The sequence below is a fragment of the Mycobacterium sp. genome, assembly GCF_029961025.1.
GTDB lineage: Bacteria > Actinomycetota > Actinomycetes > Mycobacteriales > Mycobacteriaceae > Mycobacterium.
In genome coordinates, this window is the sequence record NZ_JASBVP010000002.1 from 282697 (window position 1) to 305552 (window position 22856).

The 22856-nt window shown below is 67.1% G+C and carries 20 protein-coding genes; 6 read left to right on the top strand and 14 right to left on the bottom strand.

Translation table 11 applies throughout. From position 1 onward, the window contains the following. Positions 1–3 precede the first annotated feature (3 nt). From QJR12_RS02160 to QJR12_RS02210, 11 genes are all read right to left on the bottom strand, one after another. Entirely contained in the window at positions 4–1161 is a 1158-nt protein-coding gene (locus tag QJR12_RS02160; RefSeq protein ID WP_300576496.1) for an MCE family protein, read from the bottom strand. A gap of 32 nt (positions 1162–1193) precedes the next feature. Beyond that, a complete protein-coding gene (locus QJR12_RS02165) occupies positions 1194–2795 on the bottom strand; it encodes a virulence factor Mce family protein (RefSeq protein ID WP_300575658.1) in 1602 nt (533 codons plus the stop codon). Next, positions 2792–4354 carry an MCE family protein gene (locus tag QJR12_RS02170; RefSeq protein WP_300575661.1) on the bottom strand — a complete coding sequence of 521 codons (1563 nt, stop codon included), beginning with the start codon at positions 4352–4354 and terminating at the stop codon, positions 2792–2794. Before QJR12_RS02170 ends, QJR12_RS02165 begins: the two co-directional genes overlap by 4 nt. After that, positions 4351–5391, bottom strand: coding sequence for an MlaD family protein (locus QJR12_RS02175; RefSeq protein ID WP_300575663.1), 1041 nt, complete (start codon positions 5389–5391; stop codon positions 4351–4353). The genes QJR12_RS02170 and QJR12_RS02175 overlap by 4 nt, the downstream gene beginning before the upstream one ends. Beyond that, entirely contained in the window at positions 5388–6602 is a 1215-nt protein-coding gene (locus QJR12_RS02180; RefSeq protein ID WP_300575666.1) for an MCE family protein, read from the bottom strand. Before QJR12_RS02180 ends, QJR12_RS02175 begins: the two co-directional genes overlap by 4 nt. 5 nt (positions 6603–6607) lie before the next feature. Further along, entirely contained in the window at positions 6608–7477 is an 870-nt protein-coding gene (locus tag QJR12_RS02185) for an ABC transporter permease (RefSeq protein WP_300575669.1), read from the bottom strand. Position 7478: 1 nt separating this feature from the next. Continuing rightward, positions 7479–8276, bottom strand: coding sequence for an ABC transporter permease (locus tag QJR12_RS02190; protein ID WP_300575671.1), 798 nt, complete (start codon positions 8274–8276; stop codon positions 7479–7481). A 423-nt stretch (positions 8277–8699) separates the two neighbouring features. Beyond that, a complete protein-coding gene (locus QJR12_RS02195) occupies positions 8700–10331 on the bottom strand; it encodes an AMP-binding protein (protein WP_300575674.1) in 1632 nt (543 codons plus the stop codon). Further along, complete coding sequence (locus QJR12_RS02200) at positions 10321–11433, bottom strand: NDMA-dependent alcohol dehydrogenase (protein WP_300575677.1); 1113 nt, start codon at positions 11431–11433, stop codon at positions 10321–10323. Before QJR12_RS02200 ends, QJR12_RS02195 begins: the two co-directional genes overlap by 11 nt. A 366-nt stretch (positions 11434–11799) precedes the next feature. Next, positions 11800–12201: a DUF779 domain-containing protein gene (locus tag QJR12_RS02205; RefSeq protein WP_300575680.1), complete on the bottom strand. Its 402-nt coding sequence runs from the start codon at positions 12199–12201 to the stop codon at positions 11800–11802. Beyond that, positions 12201–13718: an aldehyde dehydrogenase family protein gene (locus QJR12_RS02210; protein ID WP_300575683.1), complete on the bottom strand. Its 1518-nt coding sequence runs from the start codon at positions 13716–13718 to the stop codon at positions 12201–12203. Before QJR12_RS02210 ends, QJR12_RS02205 begins: the two co-directional genes overlap by 1 nt. 383 nt (positions 13719–14101) lie before the next feature. Between QJR12_RS02210 and QJR12_RS02215 the strand changes: the two genes are divergently transcribed. The 3 genes from QJR12_RS02215 (at position 14102) to QJR12_RS02225 (ending at position 17989) form a co-directional block, all read left to right on the top strand. Beyond that, on the top strand, positions 14102–16309 hold the full coding sequence (locus QJR12_RS02215) for a heavy metal translocating P-type ATPase (protein ID WP_300575685.1): 2208 nt from the start codon (positions 14102–14104) through the stop codon (positions 16307–16309). Between the two features lie 109 nt (positions 16310–16418). Continuing rightward, a complete protein-coding gene (locus QJR12_RS02220; protein WP_300575688.1) occupies positions 16419–17066 on the top strand; it encodes a DUF5134 domain-containing protein in 648 nt (215 codons plus the stop codon). Positions 17067–17188: 122 nt separating this feature from the next. Beyond that, positions 17189–17989 carry an alpha/beta hydrolase gene (locus QJR12_RS02225; protein WP_300575691.1) on the top strand — a complete coding sequence of 267 codons (801 nt, stop codon included), beginning with the start codon at positions 17189–17191 and terminating at the stop codon, positions 17987–17989. Here QJR12_RS02225 and QJR12_RS02230 read toward each other — a convergent pair. Continuing rightward, entirely contained in the window at positions 17948–18814 is an 867-nt protein-coding gene (locus QJR12_RS02230) for an alpha/beta hydrolase (protein WP_300575695.1), read from the bottom strand. The two genes, QJR12_RS02225 and QJR12_RS02230, sit on opposite strands and share 42 nt — an antisense overlap. A gap of 70 nt (positions 18815–18884) precedes the next feature. Between QJR12_RS02230 and QJR12_RS02235 the strand changes: the two genes are divergently transcribed. Next, entirely contained in the window at positions 18885–19802 is a 918-nt protein-coding gene (locus tag QJR12_RS02235) for an alpha/beta hydrolase (RefSeq protein ID WP_300575698.1), read from the top strand. A gap of 32 nt (positions 19803–19834) precedes the next feature. Here QJR12_RS02235 and QJR12_RS02240 read toward each other — a convergent pair whose 3' ends face one another. Beyond that, positions 19835–20560: a helix-turn-helix domain-containing protein gene (locus QJR12_RS02240; RefSeq protein WP_300575701.1), complete on the bottom strand. Its 726-nt coding sequence runs from the start codon at positions 20558–20560 to the stop codon at positions 19835–19837. 45 nt (positions 20561–20605) lie between these two features. Here QJR12_RS02240 and QJR12_RS02245 point away from each other — a divergent pair, with 45 nt between their 5' ends. Then, on the top strand, positions 20606–21124 hold the full coding sequence (locus tag QJR12_RS02245; protein ID WP_300575704.1) for a DUF2231 domain-containing protein: 519 nt from the start codon (positions 20606–20608) through the stop codon (positions 21122–21124). Positions 21125–21187: 63 nt separating this feature from the next. After that, on the top strand, positions 21188–21628 hold the full coding sequence (locus tag QJR12_RS02250) for a hypothetical protein (RefSeq protein WP_300575707.1): 441 nt from the start codon (positions 21188–21190) through the stop codon (positions 21626–21628). A gap of 43 nt (positions 21629–21671) precedes the next feature. Here the strand turns inward: QJR12_RS02250 and QJR12_RS02255 are convergent, their stop codons facing one another. After that, positions 21672–22769: a helix-turn-helix domain-containing protein gene (locus QJR12_RS02255; protein ID WP_300575710.1), complete on the bottom strand. Its 1098-nt coding sequence runs from the start codon at positions 22767–22769 to the stop codon at positions 21672–21674. Positions 22770–22856 lie beyond the last annotated feature (87 nt).

Below are 22856 nucleotides of genomic sequence, written 5' to 3' on the forward strand. Positions count from 1 at the left end.
GGCTCACTGACCTCTTTCCACCAGCGGCCCGCCCGGTGCGTCGTTCGGGTTGGACGTGTATCGGACATCGGGGATCATGGCGTTCGGGTCGCGGCCGAAGGACTGCTCGAGCGCGCGCAGCGCTCCCGAGAAGCCGGTCCCGGTGAGCAGCCCGTTGTCCAGAGCGGCGTAGGTGAGATCGAGGTTCAGCGAGACGTTCCAGAAGTCGCCCCGGAAGGACTTCGGAACGGCGTCGATGTCGAACGGCGCGGTGAGGGCGATCTTCAGCCCGGGAACCACGTACGGCGCCGCCCGGACCAGCTGGGTGAGCGGACGCTGCAAAGACACCAGGTCGCGGTGCAGCGGCGCCCGCGCCGGCCCGACCATTCGCGCGGTGACGTCGCTGAACCGCCCCAGCGCCTCGACCGCGTCGATGACCCGCCCGCGGGAGTCCGCCAGGTAGGTCACCAGCGGCGGCAACTCGGTCAGCGCCCGATTCAGGGTGCTGTTGTGCTCCGCGGCCATCGCCAGGAACCGGTCGGCCGAGTCGATCGCGTGGGTGATGTCGCCGACCTGCTCCTCGAGCCTGGCGGTGAAGGTGTCCAGCCTGCCGAGCAGGGTGCGAATCTGATCGGCGCGCCCGTTGACGATCTTGTAGGCCTCGTCCTGGATCACCTCCAGATTCGCCAGGCCCCCACCCCGCAGCACCATCGCGATGCTGGCCAGCGTCTGCTCGGTGGTGGGGAATGCCGACGAGTTCTGTAACGGGATGGTGTCGCCGTTTTCCAGGAGCTGCGGCGAGGGGTTCTCCGCCGGCGGCGCTAACTCCACATGCTGGGTGCCCAGCAAACTCGTCTGACCGATCTTCGCGGTGGCGTTGCGCGGCAGCCGCACCCCCTTCTGCAGGTCGAGCGTCAACACGGCGACCCAGTTTTTCAGCGTGATCGCCCGCACCCGCCCGACGTAGACATCGGCGACCATGACCTTGCTGTTGGTGGTGAGCGCCAGCGTGTCGGGCATCTGCACGTAGACGGTGTAGGAGCCGGGTCCGGTGCCCGGACCGCCGGGGATCGGCACGTTGGCGATGCCGTGCCACTGGGCGCATGAGCTCAGCGTGAGGGCACTCGCCAGCACGGCGACTGCGCGCCCGGCGGCCCGACGAAGTCGGCGCCCGGTGCCCACCGCCCGCGGTGACGGCACCCCGCCCCCGGCGGTCACTGACCCACTCCCGTCGGGGCCTCGGCGGGCAGCGGACCCGCCACCGGGGCCGGCGTGGGCGGCACCGGGCCGGGGATCACCTCCGGGCCGGGCGGGGGCGGCGGTATCGGCACCTGCGGGGCCTGCAACCCGATCGGCGGCAGCACCGGGTATTCGTCGTAGGCGTTGGGCGGACCCGGTGGGGTTTGCAGGTTGGATTGCACCGGCGGGATATCCGGTCCGCCCATCAACTCGGCCATCGACTCCGGCGTCAGCAGGAAGCTGGTGGCCGGGCTGACCTGCACCCCCTGCATCCCGGGTGCGGTCACCCATCCCGGTGCGAAGTTGCCGTGCGACAGCGGGGTGTCCGGTGCGAATATCCCGGGCACGGTGGTGTCTTTGTAGCCCGGCGGTGGCTGCAATCGCGGCTCGGAGTAGGCGACCTCTTTCGGTAACGTTTCGGCGGTGCTGAACGGCAGGATGCCGAACGGTAGGTAGTTGAACTTGATCGCGTCTAAGACCGGGGTCAAATACTGAGCGCACAACTCGGCCGATTCCTGATAGCCGAGTCGGCTGCCGGCCTGGATGGTGCTGCAGATGAACTGCAACGGATTCGCGTAACTGCTGACCCCCGGGATGATCGGGATGATCGTCAACGCGCCGTGGCTGGGGTGATAGACGTTGCTGACGTTGGCCGCGAACGTCGGGAAGACGTGCAGGAACGTCTCCAGGTCGTTCGCGGTGTCGGGCTGCACCAGCGGGGTGGTCGCCTCGGACAGGTTGTTGACGTCGCGGATCGCCACCTGGCCGTTGTCGTTGAGGAACTTGCGCAGCACCGGAAGCAAGGCATTGAGCTGGGTGACCGCGTCCGCGACGGCGTGGTCGTTCGGGGTCAGGCTGGCCGTCAGCTGGGCCAGGTTGTGGTTCAGCGACACCAGTTGCTGCTCGCTGATGTGCAGCGCATTGAGGAATGTGGCCAGGCCGCGCAGCACCGCGAAGGTTTCTCCGCGGCTTTCGTGCAGCGCCGACAGCGCGGTGGACAAGCTGTTCAGCGACTTGTTGATTTCCTCACCCTTGCCGGCCAGCCCGTCGGCGAGGGCTTGGATGGCATCCCCGAACGGTCCCTTGGGCTGCTGCGGGGTCGGCCCGAGCGCCTTAACGGTCTTGCTGATGCTGTCACGTAAATCGTCCCACTCCACCGGTACTTGGGTGCGCTCTAGGGGGATCACCGCGTTGTTCGTCAGCACCGGACCTCCGTTGTAGGGCGGTTCCAACTGGATGTTGCGCGCCGCAACCAGGGTGGGGTTGACGATCACCGCTGAGGCGTCCGCGGGCACTTTGTACTTGTTCTGATAGTGAAAGATCACTTTCATCTTGTCGCCGGCCGGCACCACCCGGTCGACCGCGCCAGCCGGCACGCCCATGATCGTCACCTGGTCGCCCGGATACAGGGCGATCGCCTGGGTGAAGTAGGCGACGATGGTGTTGGTCGTCAGTTTCTGATACCCCAGCCGGGCCACGAAACCGACCGCCAGAACCACCGCCACCGCCAGCGCGGCGACGACGACCGACTTGCCGCGTAACCGCCGCAACCCGCCGCGGTCAAAGATCGTGCTCAATTCTGGCTACCTCCCGTGACGCCGCTGCCACCCGTCCCTTCCGGGGTGATAAACGGGGCCGGCAACTGCGGCCCGGGCCCCGGAGGCGCAGGTGGCCCCGGCGGCAGCATGGGCGCGAAGGTTGACAGCGGTGGTGTCGGTCCGGCCGGCGCCAGGTGTTCGGTGCGCGCGCCCGGAGGCGCGTTCGGCGGCAGCGGCACCGGGGTGCCCGGCACGTCCGGCGCCGGCTCACCCGGTCGCCCGGCGATGGGAATCCCCGGGGTGGGCGGCAGGCCGTTCGGGTTCGGCGGCGACGTCAGCACGTCGATCGGCGCCGGGAAAACGCCGCCGAACGGCGCGGTGTCCACGCCCCTGCATGGCAGCGGGTTCCCCGGCCGCGGGAAGTCGCCCGGCGCCGGCGCGTAGGAACACGCCGTTCCCGGCGGGACGGCCGGTCCCGGATGGTCCGGGGTGCCTTCCAGCACCGGTGGTGCGGGCGGCGGCGCGCCGTTGGGGAACCGGGTGCCGTTGGGATCCGGGTAGCGGAACGCCGGCAGCCCGGCGTTGCGCCAGAACTCCTCCGGGTCGATGCCACGTTTCTTGAACGCGGCGTCAACCCATGGCTGCATCATCTGGTACGACGGGATGAAGTTGTAGGTCGCCATCTTGACATAGGGTCCCGACGACACCACCTCCGACAGCGACGCGACGAATTGGCCGAGTTCGGTGACCGCGGCCCGGAGATCGTCCTTGCGCTTGACCAGCACGTCACTGACCGTGTTCACCTGCCGGAGCACGGTATTCAGGTTGGGGTTATCGGTGATCAGCCCTTGAACCTGTGCGGAGACCGCGCGCAGATTGCCCAGCAGCGCGGACACCGCCTGTTCCCGCTGGTTGATGGCCACCAGCAGGGTCTGGGCGTTCACCAGCAGCCGGTTGAGCTGCTCGCCGTGCACCCCGAGCACGCCGGCCACCTTGCTGGTCTCACCGATGAGATGCTGAACGCGCTCATCGCGCTTGCCCACGGTGTCGGCGAAGCGTTGCACCCCGTTGAGCGCGGCACTTAGGTGCGGATAGGTCTGGTCGACCGTCTGCGACAGCACGTGCAGTGATTGCTTGACGGTGTTGATATCCCAGCCGGAGGCGGCCTTGGTGGCGTCGAAGAACGCGTCATAGATCTGGTAGGGCGTCGTGGTTTGACCCAACCGCAACGTCCCGCCGGGGCGTAGCCGCTCACCGCCGCCCGGTTCGATCTCCAGCAGCTTCCTGCCCAAAATGGTGTCGGTGCGGACCGACAACCGGCTCTTGGTGCCGATGGTGTGGTCGCCGGCGGTAAACCCGATCACCACGTGGCCGGTGGCGATCTTCAAGTCCTGCACCGTGCCGACGTCCACCCCGGTGATGCGCACCTTGTCGCCGACGTGCAACCCGCCCGAATCCTTGAATTCCCCGTAGTAACGGGGCTGCGCGGCCAGCATCGGCACACTGGTGAAGCTCTGGCCCACCGCCGTGGCCAGCACCGCCAGGATGATCGCAATGGTCCCGGTCCGCACCCGGTTTGCCGGCTCAAGTGCCCTCATTGCGGTGTGCACCTTCCGGTCGGCTGCTGAAAAAGCCTGACCGTGCGGACCGGGCCGCCGGGCTGCAGGCCGTTCAGCGTGAGCGTGAGGTCACAGATGTAGAGGTTGACGAAGTCGCCGTAGGTGCCGGCGCTGCGTCCGATGAGGGTGAGCGCGGTCGGCAATTTATGGGCCAGATCGTCGAGGCGGTCGGCCTGGTCGACCAGCGGCTGCAAGACGCCCTGCGCGGATGAGACCGTCTTCTGCAGCAGGGGCCGGTTCTCCGCCAGCAGGCCGTTCAGCTGACCGGTGGCATCGCTTAAGTTCGCCACGCTCTGTGCGATCGGGTTCGCCTGATCCGACAGCCCGGTGATCAGCGTCTCGAGTTTGACGACGGTCGCGTCGGCCTCTCCCGCGTGTTTGACGATAGTGTCCAGCACGGTGTTCAGGTTCTTCACCACCGAGCCGATCGCCTCATCCCGGTCGGCCAGGGCGGAGGTGAGCCGCGCGGTCTGGTCCAGGATGTCGTTGATCGTTCCGCCCTGCCCCTCAAACACCGTGATGATCGCCGAGGCGATGGTGTTCACCTTCTGCGGATCCAGCGCCCGGAACACCGGCCGGAAACCGCCGATCAGCGCGTCGAGATCCAGGGCCGGGGCGGTGCGCGCCAGCGGAATAAACCCGCCCGCCGGCAACCGCCGGTCGGCGCCCTCGCCGGTGCCGCGCTGGAGCTCCAGGTAGCGATCGCCGATCAGGTTGGCGTAGCGGATGTGCGCGGTGGTCGACTGATACAGCGGAAGCGACCGGTCGACGTCGAAGTCCACCCGCACCCGCCTGTCGCCGTCGACCAGTCGCACGTTTTTGACCTTGCCGACCTCCACTCCGGAGGCCCGCACGAACTGGCCGGGACGCAACCCGCTGGCCGAGGAGAACTCCGCGGAGTACCCGACGGTGTTCTCGAATCGGACCTGGCCAAACACCACCACGGTGATCGCGGTGAAGGCCAGCAACACCACGGAAACAACAGCGAGTTTGATCGCGCTCGGAGTGATGTTCATGGGTTGATCGTGTACTCCCCCATCTGACGGCCCCACACGTATTCGATCGCCCACGGCGTGCCGATCTCGAAATGGTTGTAGGGAGCGATACTGGCGCCGGTATCCATCAGCAGCATCGGTGCCGGCCACAGATCGCGGGTGATCTTCTGCCAGCAGCCCGGCGCCCCGCCGGGGCCCCCGCGGGCGTTGACCCGGGGCAAGTTGTCGGGATAGACGTAGGGGTTCAGGCCGCCGACGACCTGGGTGTGCACCCGGACGGAATATCCGTTGCCGGCTTCGGTGTTGGCGACCGCGGGCGCCACCTCCGCGGCGTTGCGGATGGTGCAGAACAGCTCGGGGCTGTAGGTGTCGAGCAGGCCGGTGGTGGGAACCAGCTCGGTCAGCGTCTGCACCAGGTGCTGGCGGCTGCGGTCCAGCACGTCGGCACCGGTGTTGGCGAAACCGGTGGCCGCCAGCAGCGTGGCATCCAGATCCTTTTGCTGCTCATTGAGGGTGCGCGCCGTGGTGCTGATGTTGGCCAGAAAGCTCCACAGATCCGGAGACGCGTCGGCCAGGACATCGACCACCCGCCCTAGCTGGTGCACATCGTGGTGCAGCTGGCTCATCCGCGGGTTGAGGTTGTCGAGAAACCTGTCGCCGTTGATCAGCGAGTTGCCGAATTTGTCGCCGAGCCCGGACAGGGCCTCCGCGGCGCCGCCCAGCGTCAGGTTCAGCTTGACCGGATCCACCGACTGCGCGATGGCGGTCAGGGTCTCAAACACCGTGTTGATCTCGGTGGTCACCGACCTGGCGTCGATCACGGTGCCGCTGGTGATCGGCGGTCCCGGGTGCTTTGGCGAGTGCAGCGCCACGTACTTCTCGCCGAACAATGTGGTCGCCTTGATCGCGGCGACCACATTGTCGGGAATCAGCGGCAGATACTGCGGTGACACGTCCAGGGTGAACTTCGCCGCCGGCTTGCCGTCACGATCGATCTCGGCGATGTTCGCCACCTGACCGATCCGGACGCCGTTGAGGGTCACCTTCGACCCCGGGCCCACCAGCAGGCCCGCCCGGTCGGCCACCAGCGTCAACGGCGCCTTCGGCGTGAAACCGCCCCGAAACTGCACATAGATGAGGACGCCGATGAGGGTGAGCACCGCCAGCGCGACGGCGGCCACGGTCTTATACGGCGGGGTTCGCTGCGGTACCGCGGTGATCTGTGTCGTCATGGCACCTACACCGTGAGGTTGAAGTTCGGGTTGACACCGTAAAGCGCCAACGAGCCGAGCATGGCCACTGCCACCACCGCTACCAGCGAGAAGCGCATGGACCGGCCGACGGCTTCGCCGACGCCGACCGGGCCACCCGCGGCGGTGTAACCGTAGTAGCAGTGGGTGATCATCACCAGCAGCGCGATGATGACGGCCTCGACGAAGGACCACAGCACGTCGTCGGGCCGCAGAAACGTCCGGAAGTAGTGGTTGTAGGTGCCGGTGGGCTGTCCGTACAACCCCGTGGTGACCAGCTGCGGGGACAGGAACGCCATGAGCATCGCCAACGCGTACAGCGGGCCGATCACCACGATCACGGCAATCATCCGGGTGGACGCCAGATAAGCGATCGACTTGACCCCCATCACCTCCAGCGCGTCGATCTCCTCGCTGATGCGCATCGCCCCCAGTTCGGCGGTGGCACCGGCGCCGACCGTGGCCGCCAGCGCGATTCCGGTGACCACCGGCGCGGCGATGCGCACGTTGACCAGCGCGGCGAAAAACGCGGTGAACACGCCGACGCCGATGTTGCCCAGTGACGCGAAGCCCTGGATCGCGACCAGCGACGCACCGGCCAGCGTCACGAAGGCGACGATGGCGACGGTGCCACCCACAACCGCCAGCGCGCCGGTACCCATGCCGATCTGAGCGATCAACCGCAGCGTCTCCGCGCGGTACCGGCGCAGCGTGAACGCGATCTGGCCCAGGCTCACCAGGGAGAACCACACCATCCGCCCGAAGGCGTCCAGGAACCTGGCCGGGCTTCCGGCGTAGTGGTCAAGGCCGGCGGCAAGACGCGGGAAGCGTGCGCGCAGAACGGGAGCGTTGGCCATCTCAGTGCGCCGTCCCGAACCGCACGCCGATGGTGGTGAGAATCGCATTGACCGCGTACAACGCGACCACGCACAACACGATGGTCTCGTTTACGGCGGTGCCGACGCCTTTGGCGCCGCCCGAGACCGTCAGCCCCCGGTAGCAGCCCACCAGGCCGGCGATCAGCCCGAACGTCACGGCCTTGACCGTGGCGATGACCACCTCGGGCAGCCCGGTCAGCAGGGTTAGCGTGGACAGGAATGAGCCCGCCGAAACGTGCTGGAGATACACGCTGAAGAGAAACCCGCCGACCAGCCCGACGATGACGACCAGGCTGTTGAGCAAGCCGGAAACCACAGTCGCGGCGACCACCCGGGGCACCACCAGCCGGTGGATGGGGTCGATGCCCATCACCTCCATGGCGTCGATCTCCTCACGGATGGTGCGGGCGCCCAAGTCGGCGCAGATGGCGGTGGAACCGGCGCCGGCGATCACCAGCACCGTGGTGAGCGGGCCCAGTTGGGTGACCGCGCCGATGGCTGCGCCCGCACCTGAGATATCGGCCGCGCCGAACTCGGCGAGCAGCACGTTCAGCGTGAAGGTCAAGAGCACGGTCAGCGGAATCGAGGCCATGATGGTCGGCAACAAGGTGACACTCAGCAGGAACCAGCACTGCTCAACCAGCTCCCGCCATTCCAGTGGCCAGCGGAACAGCGCCTTGCCGGTCAGCGCGCACATCCGCGCGAAACCACCCACCAGCGCGACCGGTTCCTTCAGCCGACCACCGGCATAGGTGGCGGCCCCGCTCGGCGCCGTCATCGCTGTGCCCTCACGATCGGAGGCCTCCCACACCGACACCCACTGCCGTGTGATGCCGCACCTGTCCCCTCCTTGCCCGTCTCGGCGGGTGACCACCGACTCGTTGCCCGGTCGTCCATCCTGTCATCGCACCAGCGTCGGCACGAACTCACCCCGTGCGCGGCGCCACACATTCGCACCGCAAGGTTGGTTAGAGGTTGGTTCAGTATCGACTTATTAGCCGCGCCGGGGTTTCGGTCACGAGCACCCGACTCGGCGTGGTTGGGAGCATAGCGGCTGTTATGGGTTTGTGACCACTATTACGCGCAACTGCTACGCTCACGCGATGCCCGCAGCTGCACCTCGGCCACCGAGACCAGGCGATTCTGAAAGCCGGCCGCCGGGCGAGAAGCGGCCGGGGCCGGCGGCCGCCGGGCGATCGAGCTACGACGGGCGCCGGCCGAGCATTTCGATCGCGATCTCGCGCATCTCGACTTTGCGGACCTTGCCGGTGACGGTCATCGGAAAGGCGTCGACGACGTGGACGTAGCGCGGGATTTTGTAATGCGCCAGCTTGCCCTCGGCGAAGGCCCGCAGGGCCTCGGCGGTCAGCGGCGGGGCCCCTTCCCGGATCCGGACCCACGCCATGAGCTCCTCCCCGTATCGGGGATCCGGAACCCCAATCACCTGCGCATCCACGATATCGGGATGGGTATGCAGAAACTCTTCGATCTCACGCGGATAGATGTTCTCACCGCCGCGGATCACCATGTCCTTGATCCGCCCGACGATGCTCACATAACCCTCGGAGTCCATGATCGCCAAGTCCCCGGTATGCATCCAGCGAGCGGCGTCGATCACCTCGGCGGTCAAATCGGGCCGCTCCCAGTAGCCCAGCATCACCGAGTATCCGCGGGTGCATAATTCGCCGGGCGTGCCCCGGGGCACCGTGAGCCCGCTTTGCGGGTCGACGATCTTGATCTCCAGGTGCGGGTGCACCCGCCCCACGGTGGACACTCTCCGGTCGATGGAATCCGCGGAGCTAGTCTGCGTCGAGACCGGTGAGGTTTCGGTCATGCCGTAGCAGATCGTGATCTCGGTGATGCCCATGCGTTCGATGACTTGTTTCATCACCTCCACCGGGCACGGCGAGCCGGCCATGATTCCGGTGCGCAGGCTGGCCAGGTCAAAGTCATCGAAACCGGGTTCGGCCAGTTCGGCGATGAACATCGTGGGCACGCCGTAAAGCGAGGTGCAGCGCTCGTCTTGGACGGCCTGAAGGGTGGCGCGCGGGTCGAACGACGGCGCCGGCAGCACCATGCAGGCGCCGTGGCTCGTCGCCGCCAGGTTGCCCAGGACCATGCCGAAACAGTGGTAGAACGGCACCGGGATGCAGATCCGGTCGGCCTGCGTGTAGCCGCAGGTCTCCCCGACGAAAAAGGCGTTGTTGAGGATGTTGTGGTGGCTCAGCGTGGCGCCCTTCGGAAACCCGGTGGTGCCCGACGTGTATTGGATGTTGATCGGGTCGTCGGCACCGAGGGTCTTGCCCACCTGCGACAGCTGCGCGGGGTCGGCCCGCCGGCCGGCGTCGAGCAGCGCCCGCCACTCGTCGCTCCCGAGTAACACCACCTGTCCGAGCGCCGCGCATCGCGGCCGGACGTCATCGATCATCCGGGCGTAGTCCGAAGTCTTGAACTTCTCCGCCGCGATCAACAGGCTGACGCCGGCCTGGTTGAGGACATACTCCAGTTCGTGAACGCGATACGCGGGGTTGATGTTGACCAGGATCGCCCCGATCTTCGCCGTCGCGTACTGGGTGATGGTCCACTCCGCGCAGTTGGGCGCCCAGATGCCCACCCGGTCACCCTTGTTAATCCCGTATCCGAGGAGGCCGAGTGCCAGCGCGTCGATCTCCGCGACCAGCTCCCGATACGTCCAGCGCCGGCCCGTCCAGCATTCGACCAGCGCGTCGCGGGCGGCGAACGCCCGCGACGCGCGGTCTAGATTGTCACCGATCGTGTCACCGAGCAGCGGGACATCCGCGGGTCCCGACGCGTAGCTCGGCTCAGGTGGCATGGACGATGACCCCCCGGATGTTCTTGCCGTCCCGCAAATCCTGATAGCCCTCGTTCACCTGCTCAAGGGTGTACTTCTTGGTGATCAGCTCGTCCAGCTTGAGCTGACCGGCGTCGTAGAGCCGCAGCAACTTCACGATGTCGTACTGGGGATTGGCCGACCCGAACAGGGAACCCCTGATCGTCTTCTCGTAAAGCGTCATCACGCAGCCGGACACGTGCACGGTCAGTTTCTCCGGGTTCGCCAGCCCGGTGATCACCACCGTGCCGCCCTTGCCGATGGCGTTGAAGGCGTCACTGACCACCTGCTCATCGACGGTGCCGACGGTGATGATGGCCTGATCGGCCATCTGCCCCCAGGTCAGTTCGGTGATCTTTGCCGCCGCCTCGGCCGCCGTCGCGAACGCGTGCGTGGCGCCGAACTTCAGCGCGGTCTCGCGTTTGAACTCGACCGGGTCGACGGCGATCACGTACTTCGCGCCCGCATGCTTCGCGCCCTGCACGGCGTTGATCCCGACCCCGCCGATGCCGTACACCACCGTCGTGTCACCGGCGCGCACGGCGCCGGCGTAGTTGGCGCTTCCCCACCCGGTCGGTACCCCGCAACCCACCAGCACCGCGCTCTCCAGGGGCAGCCAGTCGTCGACTTTTACCACCGAATGCTCGGAGATCGTCGCCCGCTCGGCGAAGGTGCCCAGCATGCACATCGCGCCGAAGTCGGCATCGCCCAAATGGAACCGGAACGTCCCGTCCGGCATGCAGCCCTCGAGGATGGTCGCGCCCATGTCGCACAAGCTGGAACGGCCGGTCGCGCAGTAACGGCACCGTCCACAGTTGGGGATGAAGCTGCACACCACATGATCACCCGGCTTGACCTTGGTGACACCCTCGCCGACGTCCTCGATGATTCCCGCGCCCTCGTGCCCGCCGACGATCGGGAACCGGGGCGGAAGATCACCATCGGTGAGGTGCAAATCGGAATGGCACAGGCCGGCGTGCGTGTATTTGATCAGCACCTCACCGCTTCGCGGCCCATCAAGGTCGAGTTCGACGATCTCGAAGGGCTTACCGCCCTCGAACAGCACCGCCGCTTTGGTTTTCATCCGTTGCTCTCCTTTCACCGGTTTGGCCGCCCACAGTCTTTCGGCTGTGGCTCACATCGAACCCACCCACGGACCTCAAGGCCCGCCGGTGACTGAACTTCCCGTTGTCTGTTGAGGGCCAAACCGCGCCCGCCGGTTGAGCCTCGGGATCGTGCCCATCGCGTCTCGGGTCACCCGCAGCTGCGCCGCCGCGACGAAAGTGCCGCTATCTGGACTCGTCCCACTTGGCCGGAAACGCTGGGCCAGCGCTCACCGGCTGCTGGCCCAGCGTTTCCGCGGAGACGGTTCGCCTCGGGGATTTGCGGTGTGCGTTTCGGCTGCCACCCGGCCACGGTGTGGCCGCGCGATCTTGCTCCTCTCTCGTGATCACCCACTGGCGCTGCGGTCGGCCGACGCCGCGGCGATCTGGGCCTCGAACTCCTCGTCGGTCAAAAGCCTCGACCGAATCAGAAACCGCACCCCCTCGGGGGCCTCCAGCGAGAACCCGCTGCCGCGGCCCTCGACGACATCCACGGTGAGGTGGGTGTGTTTCCAGTACTCGTACTGGTCGCCACTCATCCAGAACGGGGTGTCGTCCGCGCCGACCGTGCCGAGTAGCACGTCCGAAGCGCCGACGCGGAATTCGCCCCGCGGGTAGCACATCGGCGCGCTGCCGTCACAGCACCCGCCCGACTGATGAAACATCAGCGGTCCGTGCTGCTCGATCAGGCGACGCAGCACTGCCTCGGCGGCCGGTGTGATGTCGACCCGGGACGTGCCGGTCGCCATCAGAAGAACCCCAGCTTGTTCGGTGAGTAGCTGACCAGCAGGTTCTTGGTCTGCTGGTAGTGCTCCAGCATCATCTTGTGGGTTTCCCGCCCGATGCCGGACTTCTTGTACCCGCCGAACGCCGCATGCGCGGGGTATTCGTGGTAGCAGTTGACCCACACCCGGCCGGCCTTGATCTCACGACCCATCCGGTAGGCGGTGTTGATGTCCCGCGTCCACACCGCCGCGCCCAGCCCGTAGAGGGTGTCGTTGGCTATTTTCAGCGCTTCCTCGGTGGAGTCGAACGTGGTCACCGACACCACCGGACCGAAGATCTCCTCCTGGAAGATCCGCATGTCGTTGGTGCCCTTGAAGACCGTCGGCTCGATGTAGTAGCCGCCCGGGTACTCGGGAACCTGCCGTGGGTTGCCCCCGAGAAGGAGCTCGGCGCCTTCCTTCTTGCCGATGTCGATGTAGGACAGGATCTTCTCGTACTGGTCGTTGCTGGCCTGGGCCCCGATCATGGTGTCGGTGTCCAGCGGGCTGCCGCCCTTGATCGCCTTGGTGCGTTCCAGGCAGCGAGCGATGAACTCGTCGTAGATCGACGAGTGGATCAGCGCGCGCGACGGGCAGGTGCACACCTCACCCTGGTTAAGCGCGAACATCACGAAGCCCTCGACGGCCTTGTCCAGGAACGCGTCGTCGGCCGCCATCACGTCCGGCAGGAAGATGTTCGGACTCTTGCCACCCAGCTCCAACGTGACCGGGATAATGTTCTCGCTGGCGTATTGCATGATCAGCCGCCCGGTGGTGGTCTCCCCGGTGAACGCCACCTTGGCCACCCGCGGGCTGGAGGCTAGTGGCTTGCCGGCCTCGACACCGAAGCCGTTGACGACGTTCACCACCCCCGGTGGCAGCAAATCGCCGATCACCTCCATTACTTTCAGGATCGACACCGGGGTCTGCTCGGCGGGCTTGAGCACGGCGCAGTTACCGGCCGCCAGGGCGGGTGCGAGTTTCCAGGCGCCCATCAGAATCGGGAAGTTCCATGGGATGATCTGGCCGACCACGCCCAGCGGCTCGTGGAAGTGATACGCGACGGTGTTTTCGTCGATTTCAGAGATGCCGCCTTCTTGCGCGCGGATGACGCTGGCGAAGTAGCGGAACTGGTCGACGGTCAGCGGCAGGTCAGCGGCCAGCTCCTCGCGCACCGGCTTGCCCTTTTCCCAGGTCTCGGCCACCGCCAGCTCTTCGAGATGCTCCTCGATCCGGTCGGCGATCTTGTTCAGCAGCCTCGACCGCTCGGCAACGGGTGTCTTGCCCCACTTGTCCGCCGCAGCGTGCGCGGCGTCGAGCGCCAGGTCGATGTCGGCCGCCGACGATCGCGGGACCTCGCAGAACGTCTTGCCATCGACCGGCGACGGATTCTCGAAATAACGGCCCTCGACGGGCGGTACCCACTTGCCGCCAATGAAGTTTTCATACCGCGGGGCGAAGTCGACAATGCTTCCCTCGGTACCGGGCTTGGCGTAAATCATCTTGGCTCCTCGCTTGCACATGCCCTGCAATTTGCGCAGCACCCACTACTGCGTTGACCAGGATTCTCGCCGGACAGGGTTGGTTAAAAGTTGGTTAAGCGGGCCGCCCGGCCACCTCGAACGATCTCGAACGATGATGCCCGGTGCGCCGCCGCGCAGCCGGGGCCAACCTTACGCCAACCCGCTGCCCGTAGCGTTGTCCAGCTAACCCTGACACGAGACCGGCACGAAAGGAGCGGCATGCCTGCCCGCGCCCGGCAAAGTAGCCGGCCCGAGGGTACCCTCGGGCATCGCAGGCGGCTGGGCCCGGATGGTCCGCTCGGGTGTTGTGGGCGAAGCCACCGTAGGACCGTCCCGGCTCCGCCTCCCAGGGGTGAATCCGCATGGTGACCGAAGCTTTCCGGCACGCCCAAGCGAGCGGCCTTGCCCCGACGCAGCAGGTCGAGTTCGCGGTGGAGGGCATGACCTGCGGGTCGTGCGCGGCGCGCGTGCAACGGACGTTGGCCAAGCAGCCCGGGGTGGCCGGTGCCGAGGTGAACTTCGCCACCGGCATCGCGCACGTCGATTACCGGCCCGGTGAGGTGGATATCGAGCGGCTGCAGCAGGTGATCGATCACATCGGCTATCACCTCGAACCGGTCACCGAGACCCCGCCGTCTCCGCGTGAGCAAAGTAGGCGTGACGAGCGCGCGTGGTTCTGGCGGGTGTGGCTGGCCTGGCCCCTGGGGCTGCTGGTGTTTGCCTTGACCATGTTCTTTTGCGGACACCCGTGGGCACGGTGGGTGGCATTCGCCGCGACGATACCGGTGCAGTTCGTGGCCGGGTGGCCGTTTCTCCGGGTCGCCACCCAGCGGGCACTGGCGCTCAGTGCGGGAAGCATGGACACGCTGATCACGCTGGGCACCCTGACCGCGTTCGGCTACTCCACCCGTGAGCTGTTCACCGGGGGTCCGCTGTTTTTCGACACCGCGGCGTTGATCATCGCGTTCCTGACGCTGGGCCGCTACTTCGAGGCCCGGGCCCGTGGTAAAGCGTCGGAGGCGATCAGCAAGCTGCTGGAGATGGGCGCCAAGGAGGCCCGGCTGCTCGTCGACGGCCAGGAGCGCCTGGTGCCCGTCGAGCGGGTCCGGGTGGGGGACGTGGTGGTGGTACGCCCGGGGGAGAAGATCCCCGTCGACGGCGAGGTCATCGACGGGCACGCCGCCGTGGACGAGTCGATGCTGACCGGCGAGTCGGTGCCGGTGGATAAAGCGGTGGGGGATCACGTTGCCGGGGCGACGGTCAACACCGATGGGCTGCTGACCGTGCGCGCCACCGCCGTCGGATCCGACACCGCGCTGGCGCAGATCGTGCGCCTGGTCGAGCAGGCCCAGGCCGGCAAGGCCCCGGTGCAGCGGCTGGCCGACCGGGTCTCGGCGGTGTTCGTGCCGGCCGTCGGGGCCGTCGCGGCGTTGACGTTCGCCGAGTGGGCGCTGGTCGCCGCCAACCCGGTGGGTGGGATGAGTGCGGCGATCGCGGTGCTGATCATCGCCTGCCCGTGCGCGCTGGGTTTGGCCACCCCCACGGCGATCATGGTGGGCACCGGCCGGGGAGCGGACCTGGGCATCCTGATCAAGGGCGCCGAGGTGCTGGAGGGGTCGAAGAAGATCGACACCGTGGTGTTCGACAAGACCGGTACCCTCACCCGCGGGCGGATGCGGCTCACCGATGTGATCGCCGATGACCGGCACCAGGCGGATCGGGTGCTGCGGCTGGCCGCGGCGGTGGAGTCGGGCTCGGAGCATCCCATCGGCGCGGCGATCGTCGCGGCCGCCCGCGAGCGGGGGCTGCAGATCCCGGCCGCCACGGGGTTCGCCAACCGCGCGGGGCTGGGGATGCGCGCCGAGGTCGACGGGCGGCCGGTGTGTGTCGGGCGGCGCCCCCTGGTCGAGGAGCACGGTTGCCTGCTGCCCGAGCATCTGGCCGCGGCGGCCGAGGAGCTCGAAGAGCAGGAGCGCACCGCGGTGTTCGTCGGGGCTGACGGGCGGGTTGTGGGGGTGCTCGCGGTGGCCGACACGATCAAAGACGAGGCCGCCGAGGTGGTGCGCCGGCTGCACGCCCTGGGGCTGCAGGTCGCCATGATCACCGGGGATAACGCCCGCACGGCGGCCGCGATCGCCGGGCAGGTCGGCATCGAGCGGGTGCTGGCCGAGGTGTTGCCGGCCGACAAGGTGCGCGAGATTCGCCGGCTGCAAGACGAGGGCCGCAGGGTGGCGATGGTCGGCGACGGCGTCAACGACGCCCCCGCACTAGTGCAGGCCGATCTGGGGATCGCCATCGGCACCGGCACCGATGTGGCCATCGAGGCCTCCGACATCACGCTGATGTCCGGCCGGCTCGACGGTGTGGTGCGCGCGATCGAGCTCTCCCGGCGCACCCTGCGCACCATCCATCAAAACCTCGGGTGGGCGTTCGGCTACAACGCCGCCGCCATCCCCCTGGCCGCACTGGGGTTGCTCAACCCGATCATCGCCAGCGCGGCGATGGGATTCTCCTCGGTCAGCGTGGTGAGCAACTCGCTGCGGCTGCGCCGCTTCGGGCGCGAGTCTTAGCCGGGCATCAGATCGATCTTGGATACAGTAAGCACGGCAACCACCGATTCGGAAGCGATTCTCAAGCGCATCACTCCCCCAAAAACCCGACAAGAGCGGCCAACTTTGGATGATCCATGACCTGTTGCTTCGTTGGATGGTCACCGGATTGTTCGTGCTGGGAGCCGCCGAAAGCGGATTGACGATCCTCACCGAACGCCGACCGTGGACGTCGGTCGTCGACCATGGCTTGCATTTCGTGATGGCGGTGGCGATGGCGGTGATGGCCTGGCCCTGGAGCGCGGGGTTCCCGACGACCGGGCCCGCGGTGTTTTTCCTGCTCGCCGCCATGTGGTTTGCGGCGACGGCCATCGCTACGGCCCGCACCGCGACCCAGCGCGGGGTGTGCGGATATCACGGTCTGATGATGCTGGCGATGGCGTGGATGTATGCGCTCATGAACGGTCATCTGCTCCCGGTCCGATCGGGCACCCAGCATCGGGCTTCGCTGGATACCCCGATGCCCGGCATGGACATAGCCCGGATGAACATGTCCGCCGGCGGTGCGTCTCCCAGCTGGGTCAGCGCGGTGAACTGGATCGGAACCCTCGGCTTTGCGCTGGCGGCGGTGTTCTGGATGTCCCGGGTCGTCCGGACACGCAGGAATCCGAAACGTCGGCCCCACGCGAGCGAATGCGGGCCGCCGGGTCACTCGGCCTTGGCCCAGGCTGTGATAGCCGCCGGCATGTCTATCATGTTCGGTGCCACTATCGGTTAAACGCCCTGATAAGCCCATCGGTGAAGGAATTGGTGAGTGCCTAGCCGTGCGCGCGCTCGGCGCATCCGATCCCGTCGTCACCCGCTCGCGACGTGATGACGGAATCGGCGGGGTTCGTCCGCGTGGGCGGGCGCCGCCTGTGGCTACGGCGAAGCGGCGCCGGCCCGCCGGTGCTGCTGCTGAACGGAATCGCCGGATCCCCGGCGACGTGGCAACCGCTGCAGCGATATCTCAACGGTTTCGAGCGTATCGAGTTGGCGTTACCCGGGCGGCCGGATGTTGCCGACTGGCGACCGGTGCTGACGATGGCCGAATTCGCGGCACTGGTCAGCGACGCACTCGACGAACTGGGCATCGAGTGCGCCCACGTGCTGGGGTTCTCATTCGGCGGGATGGTCGCTCAACAACTTGCCCACGACATGCCCGCGCGGGTCCGGGGGCTGATCCTGGTGGCCACTATCTGTGGGCTGGGCGCGATACCGAGCAGCCCGTTGAGCTGGTGGCAGGCGATCCAGGAGGAGGCGCAGGATACGCCGCCCGCCCCCCTCGGGTTGCTGCCGCACTGGTGGGCTTGGCGGTGGGCGCGCACGGTGTGGCGCGAATTCGGTGTCGGCTGGTCAGACGGTGTGCGCCCAGACGAGCTCGTCCAGCGGATGGCGGCCACTTGGCTGTGGTCCAGCCTGCCGTGGCTGCCGGGGCTGCCCCAGCAGGTCCTGGTGATCACCGGCACCGCGGACGCGGTGGCCCCGCCGGAGAATGCCGACATTCTTGCCTCCCGGATTCCCCACGCCCGGCTGCATCGGGTGCGTGGAGGAGGGCACTTCTGTGTGGTGGATCGGGTCGCGGAAGTCGGCCCGGTTATCGCCGACTTTTTGCGCTCATCACAGCCGGCATCGGGCGATCAGACTGTTGAGCTCGGCTGACATGCGCTCGGGAAACTGCAGCGGCACGAAGTGGGTGGCCGGGAGTTCGACGTAACGGCTGCCGGGCGTCTGCTTGCTCACCGCCCGCATTCGTTCGGCCGAGGTGATCGCGTCCCAGGTGCCCGCCACATAGGTGACCGGCATGTTGATGGCACCGGGGTCGATGGGCGGATGGTCGCCGACCGCGCGGGCCAGGCGGGAATACCAGGGCCAATCATGGTTGGCGAATTGCCGCAACACCTGCAGCAGGATGTCACCGTGAATCAGGTCGAGCCCGAGCGTCGGCGCTCCGCGGAGGTCAAATCCATGTTCGGGGGTGCCGGGCAAGCCGTCGCCCAGCCGATTGAGGACCGGCCCCAGATAGCGCATCAGGTGTGCCCCCACCCGTCCGGCACGTGGGCGCAGAAAGCGTGGCAGCGGGTGCAGCAGCGCCTCGAAAGTCCCCCCGGGGACACCGGCGACGGCGAGCACACCGGCGATCCGCCGGGGCTCGCGCAGGGCGGCCTCGAATGCGACGTTGACGCCCGCCGACCACCCGATCACCACCGCACGGTCGACGCCGTAGTGGTCGAGAACCGCGAAGAGGTCATCGGCGTGGTCGGCGATACTGATCCGGGACTCGTCGGCGGGGCGGTCCGACCCTCCCAAACCGCGATAGTCCCACGTCATCACCCGGTAGCGATCGGTCTGCCGGTTGATGGCGGGCCAGGCGTGGTGCGGCGTGCCCAGCCCGTTGGAGATCAGCACGGGAACTCCGCTGCCCTCGTTGTCCCAGACCCGCAGGCGCGTCCCGTCGCGAGAAGTGGCCCATCGATATCTCGACATCCGCCCGAATCGCGGTTGCTGTGCAGTATTTTCAGTCTAGCCGGTGATCGCCATCGGATGGCGGCGGATAATGGCCCACCGTGAGACGCTCCCGTCCGCACACCCTTGCCGCCGCCGGGCACCGGTGGGTGACACCTTGACCAGCACCCGGGTTCGACTGACATCCGGTGTTCTGCATGTGGAATCGCACGGCCTCCCGCTTAATCGCACAATTCTGTGCGTGCCTGGCCTGTCTGCCAATTGCCGATCGTTCGACCGATTCGTGCCGGCGTTGACGGATGCGGGTCACCGCGTGGTGAGCGTGGATTTACGCGGTCGCGGTCGCAGCGAAATCACCCCGCCCGGTTCCTATGGCTGGGACTCCCACGTCCGTGATCTGGCGGAGATCGCCGATCTCCTCGGGTTGGAATCGTTCGACGTGATCGGGCACTCCATGGGGGGTTTCCTGGGGATGATGCTGGCCGCCCGGTTTCCGCGCCGGTGCCGGCGGCTTGCGCTCCTCGATGCTCTCGGCACGCCCGAACCCGCTGCATTGCGCTCCGTCGCGCAATCCGTGAGCCGGCTGGGCCGTACCTACCCGTCAGCGGGAGCCGCGCTGTCCTACGTGCGGGGCAGTGGAATTATTGCGCAATGGAATGAGTTCTGGGACAACTACTTTGCGTGGGAGCTCGAACCCTTCGACGACGGTGTGCGGGTGCGCACCGACCCGGGCGCCGTGGCCGAGGATAGCGCGAACGCGGCGGCACACGACGTCTATCGCCTGTGGCAGCAATTGGCCTGCGCGGTCCTGGTGATCCGGGCAAAGCGGCCCATGGCACCGGACGGCGGGCTGGTGGTCACGCGCGACGACGCCGCGCGGTTTCTTGCCGGGGCCGTTGATGCCAGCGTGATCGACGTCGACGCCGATCACTATTCCGTCTTGCTCAGCTCCCCGGCGATCGCCGCCGTGGTGCGATTCCTCGGCGCCGCAACGGGAGCGAAACCCTGAGGGCGCAATACTATTCAAATACTATTCAAATACTATTCAGGGCTCTTGCTCACCGCGCAGCGGAGTTCGACGCAACATTCCCCGGCGCCAGGAGAAAGCACGGCTGCGACCGTCGTCAGGCCCAGCCCCTCGAGGATGCCTTGCATGAAAGCGTGATTCAGCCCGCACACCAATTCGGGTGCGCGCTGGGCGATCGGATGAAATGGACAATTGCGCAGCCGAACACAGAGCGGGCTTATCCGATCCGGTTCGAATCCGTAATCGGTAATGATCTTTTCGGCCGTTTCCAGTCCATGCTCGGCTTCCCGTGTTTCGGCCGGCAGAACAGTGCGCAGCGCCGCCCCCGCGGCATGACCGCGCCGACGAGCGGCATCGGCCGCGGCCTTCGGCGCCGAGGCGTCGCTGTTCTCACCGAGCACCGCCTCGACCAGAATCTCGGCAAGCAGTTCGTGCCGGCGTTCCGGAATGCTGATCCGGATCGCCTCGGCCACCGGCTCGTACACCTTGGGCCGCCGGCCCACCCGCGGCGCGCCCTCACGGCGGAACCGAAAGCGCAGCAGTCCGGCATCGACGAGCCGATCCAGATGAAAGGCGGCCAGGTTACGTGAGATCCCCGCCGCCGCCGCGGCCTCGTCCCGGCTGATCGGGCGGCGCGCCGAGCGCACGAAGTCGAACAGCCGCCGACGCACCCCCTCGTCGAGAGCGGCGACGGCCCGGATGGAGTCCCGCTCGTTTTTTCGGCTGTTGACCGGCCGCATCCAATAAAACTAGCATTAATTGGTCAAATGGTCCCGGAGGTGGGCATGGCCACGCGGCTACACGATGCAAAAAGGCCGGTCAGCAACGTTTTGGCCGGTCCCTACGGGCACCCGTTCCATCCGATTGCGGTGACGATCCCCATCGGGGCGTGGGCGTGCAGCCTCGTCTTCGACGTGGGTTCACGCATCGCCGACAATCCCGGATTTCTCACGCAGGGCTCGGAATGGCTGTTGGCGATCGGCATCCTGGGGGCGTTCGCCGCGGCGATGATCGGTTTTCTGGACCTCGTCGTGATTCCGTCGGGCACACCGGCGTTTCGCACCGGCCTGGCGCACATGGCGCTAAACCTGATCATTACGACCGCCTACCTGGTCAACTTCTTGTGGCGGCGAGGCGACTACACCACCGGTGCCCCGGTCGGTGTCGGGCCGCTGGCGCTCAACGCGCTCGGCTTCGCCGGGCTGGCCGTGTCCGGGTATCTCGGCGGCAAATTGGCCTACCGCTACGGGGTGCGCGTGGCGGGCGAGGCCGATCAGGCACAAGGGTTCACCACGGCTGGCTAATCAGCCGGGCCAGCCGGGCCATAGAGACCTATCGAGAAGACCACAGAGAAGGAAGGACACATCATGGGTATCGCAGCGCTGATCTCCTGGATAGTGACCGCTCTCGGCGGCTCCTACATGCTCGCCAAGTGGGTGGCCGGTGGCGGCCACCACGGCCAGAACACCAAGCTGTCGCCGTCAATGGTTTTCGGGCATTTCCTGTCGGCCGCGGTGGGCCTGCTGATCTGGATCGCCTACTTGGTCACCGGCAACCCCGCGGTCGCGGCGGCGGCTTCCCTGGTGCTCCTTCTGGTGGCGACGCTGGGCTTCATCATGCTGGCGCGCTGGGCCGCGACGTACTACGCACGCCAGGCGGTGACCGAAGGCGCGCAGCCGAAGACCGTAGGCACACCGGCCGAGCCGGAGCAGTCGTTCCCCGTTGCGGTCGTCCTCTTGCACGGCCTGCTTGCGGTCACCACCGTGACGCTAGTGCTGTTCGCGCTCTTCCCCCTCTTTTCCCTCTGACCACCACACGGCTACCCGGGTGGATTCGGGTGGTTCCCCGGCTTCAGCCGGCCTGTGCGGCGTGGAGCCGCCCGAGCGCCAGGTGCCTGCGGTGATCGGTGGGGGCCAGCCGACGCAGGGCGTGCTCGTGCAGTTCGGAGTCGTAGGGATAGACCTCGCCGAGGGCCAGGGCCGGCTCCGGGGAATCGCTGGCCAGCACCGCGTTGCGGATCGCCACCTCCAGCTGGTCACGCCAGGCGATGATGCCCGGCGCCTCCGATTGCGGCAGCAACGGGCCCGCATAGCGCTGAACCGCCGCAGTGACGTCGCCACGGGACAGCGCCTCGAGCACCTCGACGGCGTCGCATTTCACCGGCGCCAGCAGCGCGTAGGTGCGGGCGGCCAGCCGGCCCCCCAACAGTCGGCGCACATGGCACACCTCGGCTTTGAGGGTGGTGGCGGCCACCCACCGGTCGCCGTAAATTTTGGCGGCCAGCTCACCCGGCGAAAAACCGGCCGGGCGCAGCGCCAGCAATGCCAGGATCTCCAGCTGACGCAGCGTGGCGTGCACCGGGCGGCCGTCGATCAGCAACTTCGACCCGCCCAGGCACTCCAATTCCACCCGCGCGCCGCTCTCGTCGTCACGCTCGTCCCAGGTGTCACGCAGCCGTGTCTCGATCACCGAGGCTAACATGCGCGCTACCGTCGGCCCCAGCGCATTGGGCCGATTCCCGGTGCTGTTTAACTCGATCGTGCCCAGCTCGCGCCCATAGGGGTCGTGGATCGGCGCGCTATAGCGCACCCGGTCGGGAACCCGCCGCCCACCGCGCCGGGCCGAAAACACCGTCGCCGGCCGCCCGGTCCGCACCGCCACACCCACGGCGCCGGCACCGACCGCGCCCTGTGAAAAGCGGCCACCGGAGATGACATCGACGTTTTCCGCACGCCGCTCGCACCACCGCATCGGCAGGTGCCCACTGCTCCACAGCACGGTCCCGGCCTCATCGGTCACCTCGACCTCGAACCCGCCGTCGTCGGCGATGCGCTGCAGTTCCCCCGCCAGTTCGGTCACCAACCCGCGGAGCCGGGACATACGCCAGCGTGCCGAGAGCTCACCTCCCGCACCCAGCCGGTTGATCTCATGGCCGATCACCGAGGCCATCGCCCCACGCCGCTCCCTTCTCCCCACACAGGCGAGCGAACGCCCTACCCCACATTATGCCTAACGCGCCGTGATGGATCTCATAGC

What these genes read in the sequence shown, in the direction of transcription:
- QJR12_RS02170 (WP_300575661.1), bottom strand. Translation starts at nt 4,354, where the DNA reads ATGAGGGCACTTGAGCCGGCAAACCGGGTGCGGACCGGGACCATTGCG.
- QJR12_RS02175 (WP_300575663.1), bottom strand. Translation starts at nt 5,391, where the DNA reads ATGAACATCACTCCGAGCGCGATCAAACTCGCTGTTGTTTCCGTGGTG.
- QJR12_RS02180 (WP_300575666.1), bottom strand. Translation starts at nt 6,602, where the DNA reads ATGACGACACAGATCACCGCGGTACCGCAGCGAACCCCGCCGTATAAG.
- QJR12_RS02185 (WP_300575669.1), bottom strand. Translation starts at nt 7,477, where the DNA reads ATGGCCAACGCTCCCGTTCTGCGCGCACGCTTCCCGCGTCTTGCCGCC.
- QJR12_RS02190 (WP_300575671.1), bottom strand. Translation starts at nt 8,276, where the DNA reads ATGACGGCGCCGAGCGGGGCCGCCACCTATGCCGGTGGTCGGCTGAAG.
- QJR12_RS02195 (WP_300575674.1), bottom strand. Translation starts at nt 10,331, where the DNA reads ATGCCACCTGAGCCGAGCTACGCGTCGGGACCCGCGGATGTCCCGCTG.
- QJR12_RS02200 (WP_300575677.1), bottom strand. Translation starts at nt 11,433, where the DNA reads ATGAAAACCAAAGCGGCGGTGCTGTTCGAGGGCGGTAAGCCCTTCGAG.
- QJR12_RS02205 (WP_300575680.1), bottom strand. Translation starts at nt 12,201, where the DNA reads ATGGCGACCGGCACGTCCCGGGTCGACATCACACCGGCCGCCGAGGCA.
- QJR12_RS02210 (WP_300575683.1), bottom strand. Translation starts at nt 13,718, where the DNA reads ATGATTTACGCCAAGCCCGGTACCGAGGGAAGCATTGTCGACTTCGCC.
- QJR12_RS02215 (WP_300575685.1), top strand. Translation starts at nt 14,102, where the DNA reads ATGGTGACCGAAGCTTTCCGGCACGCCCAAGCGAGCGGCCTTGCCCCG.
- QJR12_RS02220 (WP_300575688.1), top strand. Translation starts at nt 16,419, where the DNA reads ATGATCCATGACCTGTTGCTTCGTTGGATGGTCACCGGATTGTTCGTG.
- QJR12_RS02230 (WP_300575695.1), bottom strand. Translation starts at nt 18,814, where the DNA reads ATGTCGAGATATCGATGGGCCACTTCTCGCGACGGGACGCGCCTGCGG.
- QJR12_RS02235 (WP_300575698.1), top strand. Translation starts at nt 18,885, where the DNA reads ATGGCCCACCGTGAGACGCTCCCGTCCGCACACCCTTGCCGCCGCCGG.
- QJR12_RS02240 (WP_300575701.1), bottom strand. Translation starts at nt 20,560, where the DNA reads ATGCGGCCGGTCAACAGCCGAAAAAACGAGCGGGACTCCATCCGGGCC.
- QJR12_RS02245 (WP_300575704.1), top strand. Translation starts at nt 20,606, where the DNA reads ATGGCCACGCGGCTACACGATGCAAAAAGGCCGGTCAGCAACGTTTTG.
- QJR12_RS02250 (WP_300575707.1), top strand. Translation starts at nt 21,188, where the DNA reads ATGGGTATCGCAGCGCTGATCTCCTGGATAGTGACCGCTCTCGGCGGC.
- QJR12_RS02255 (WP_300575710.1), bottom strand. Translation starts at nt 22,769, where the DNA reads ATGGCCTCGGTGATCGGCCATGAGATCAACCGGCTGGGTGCGGGAGGT.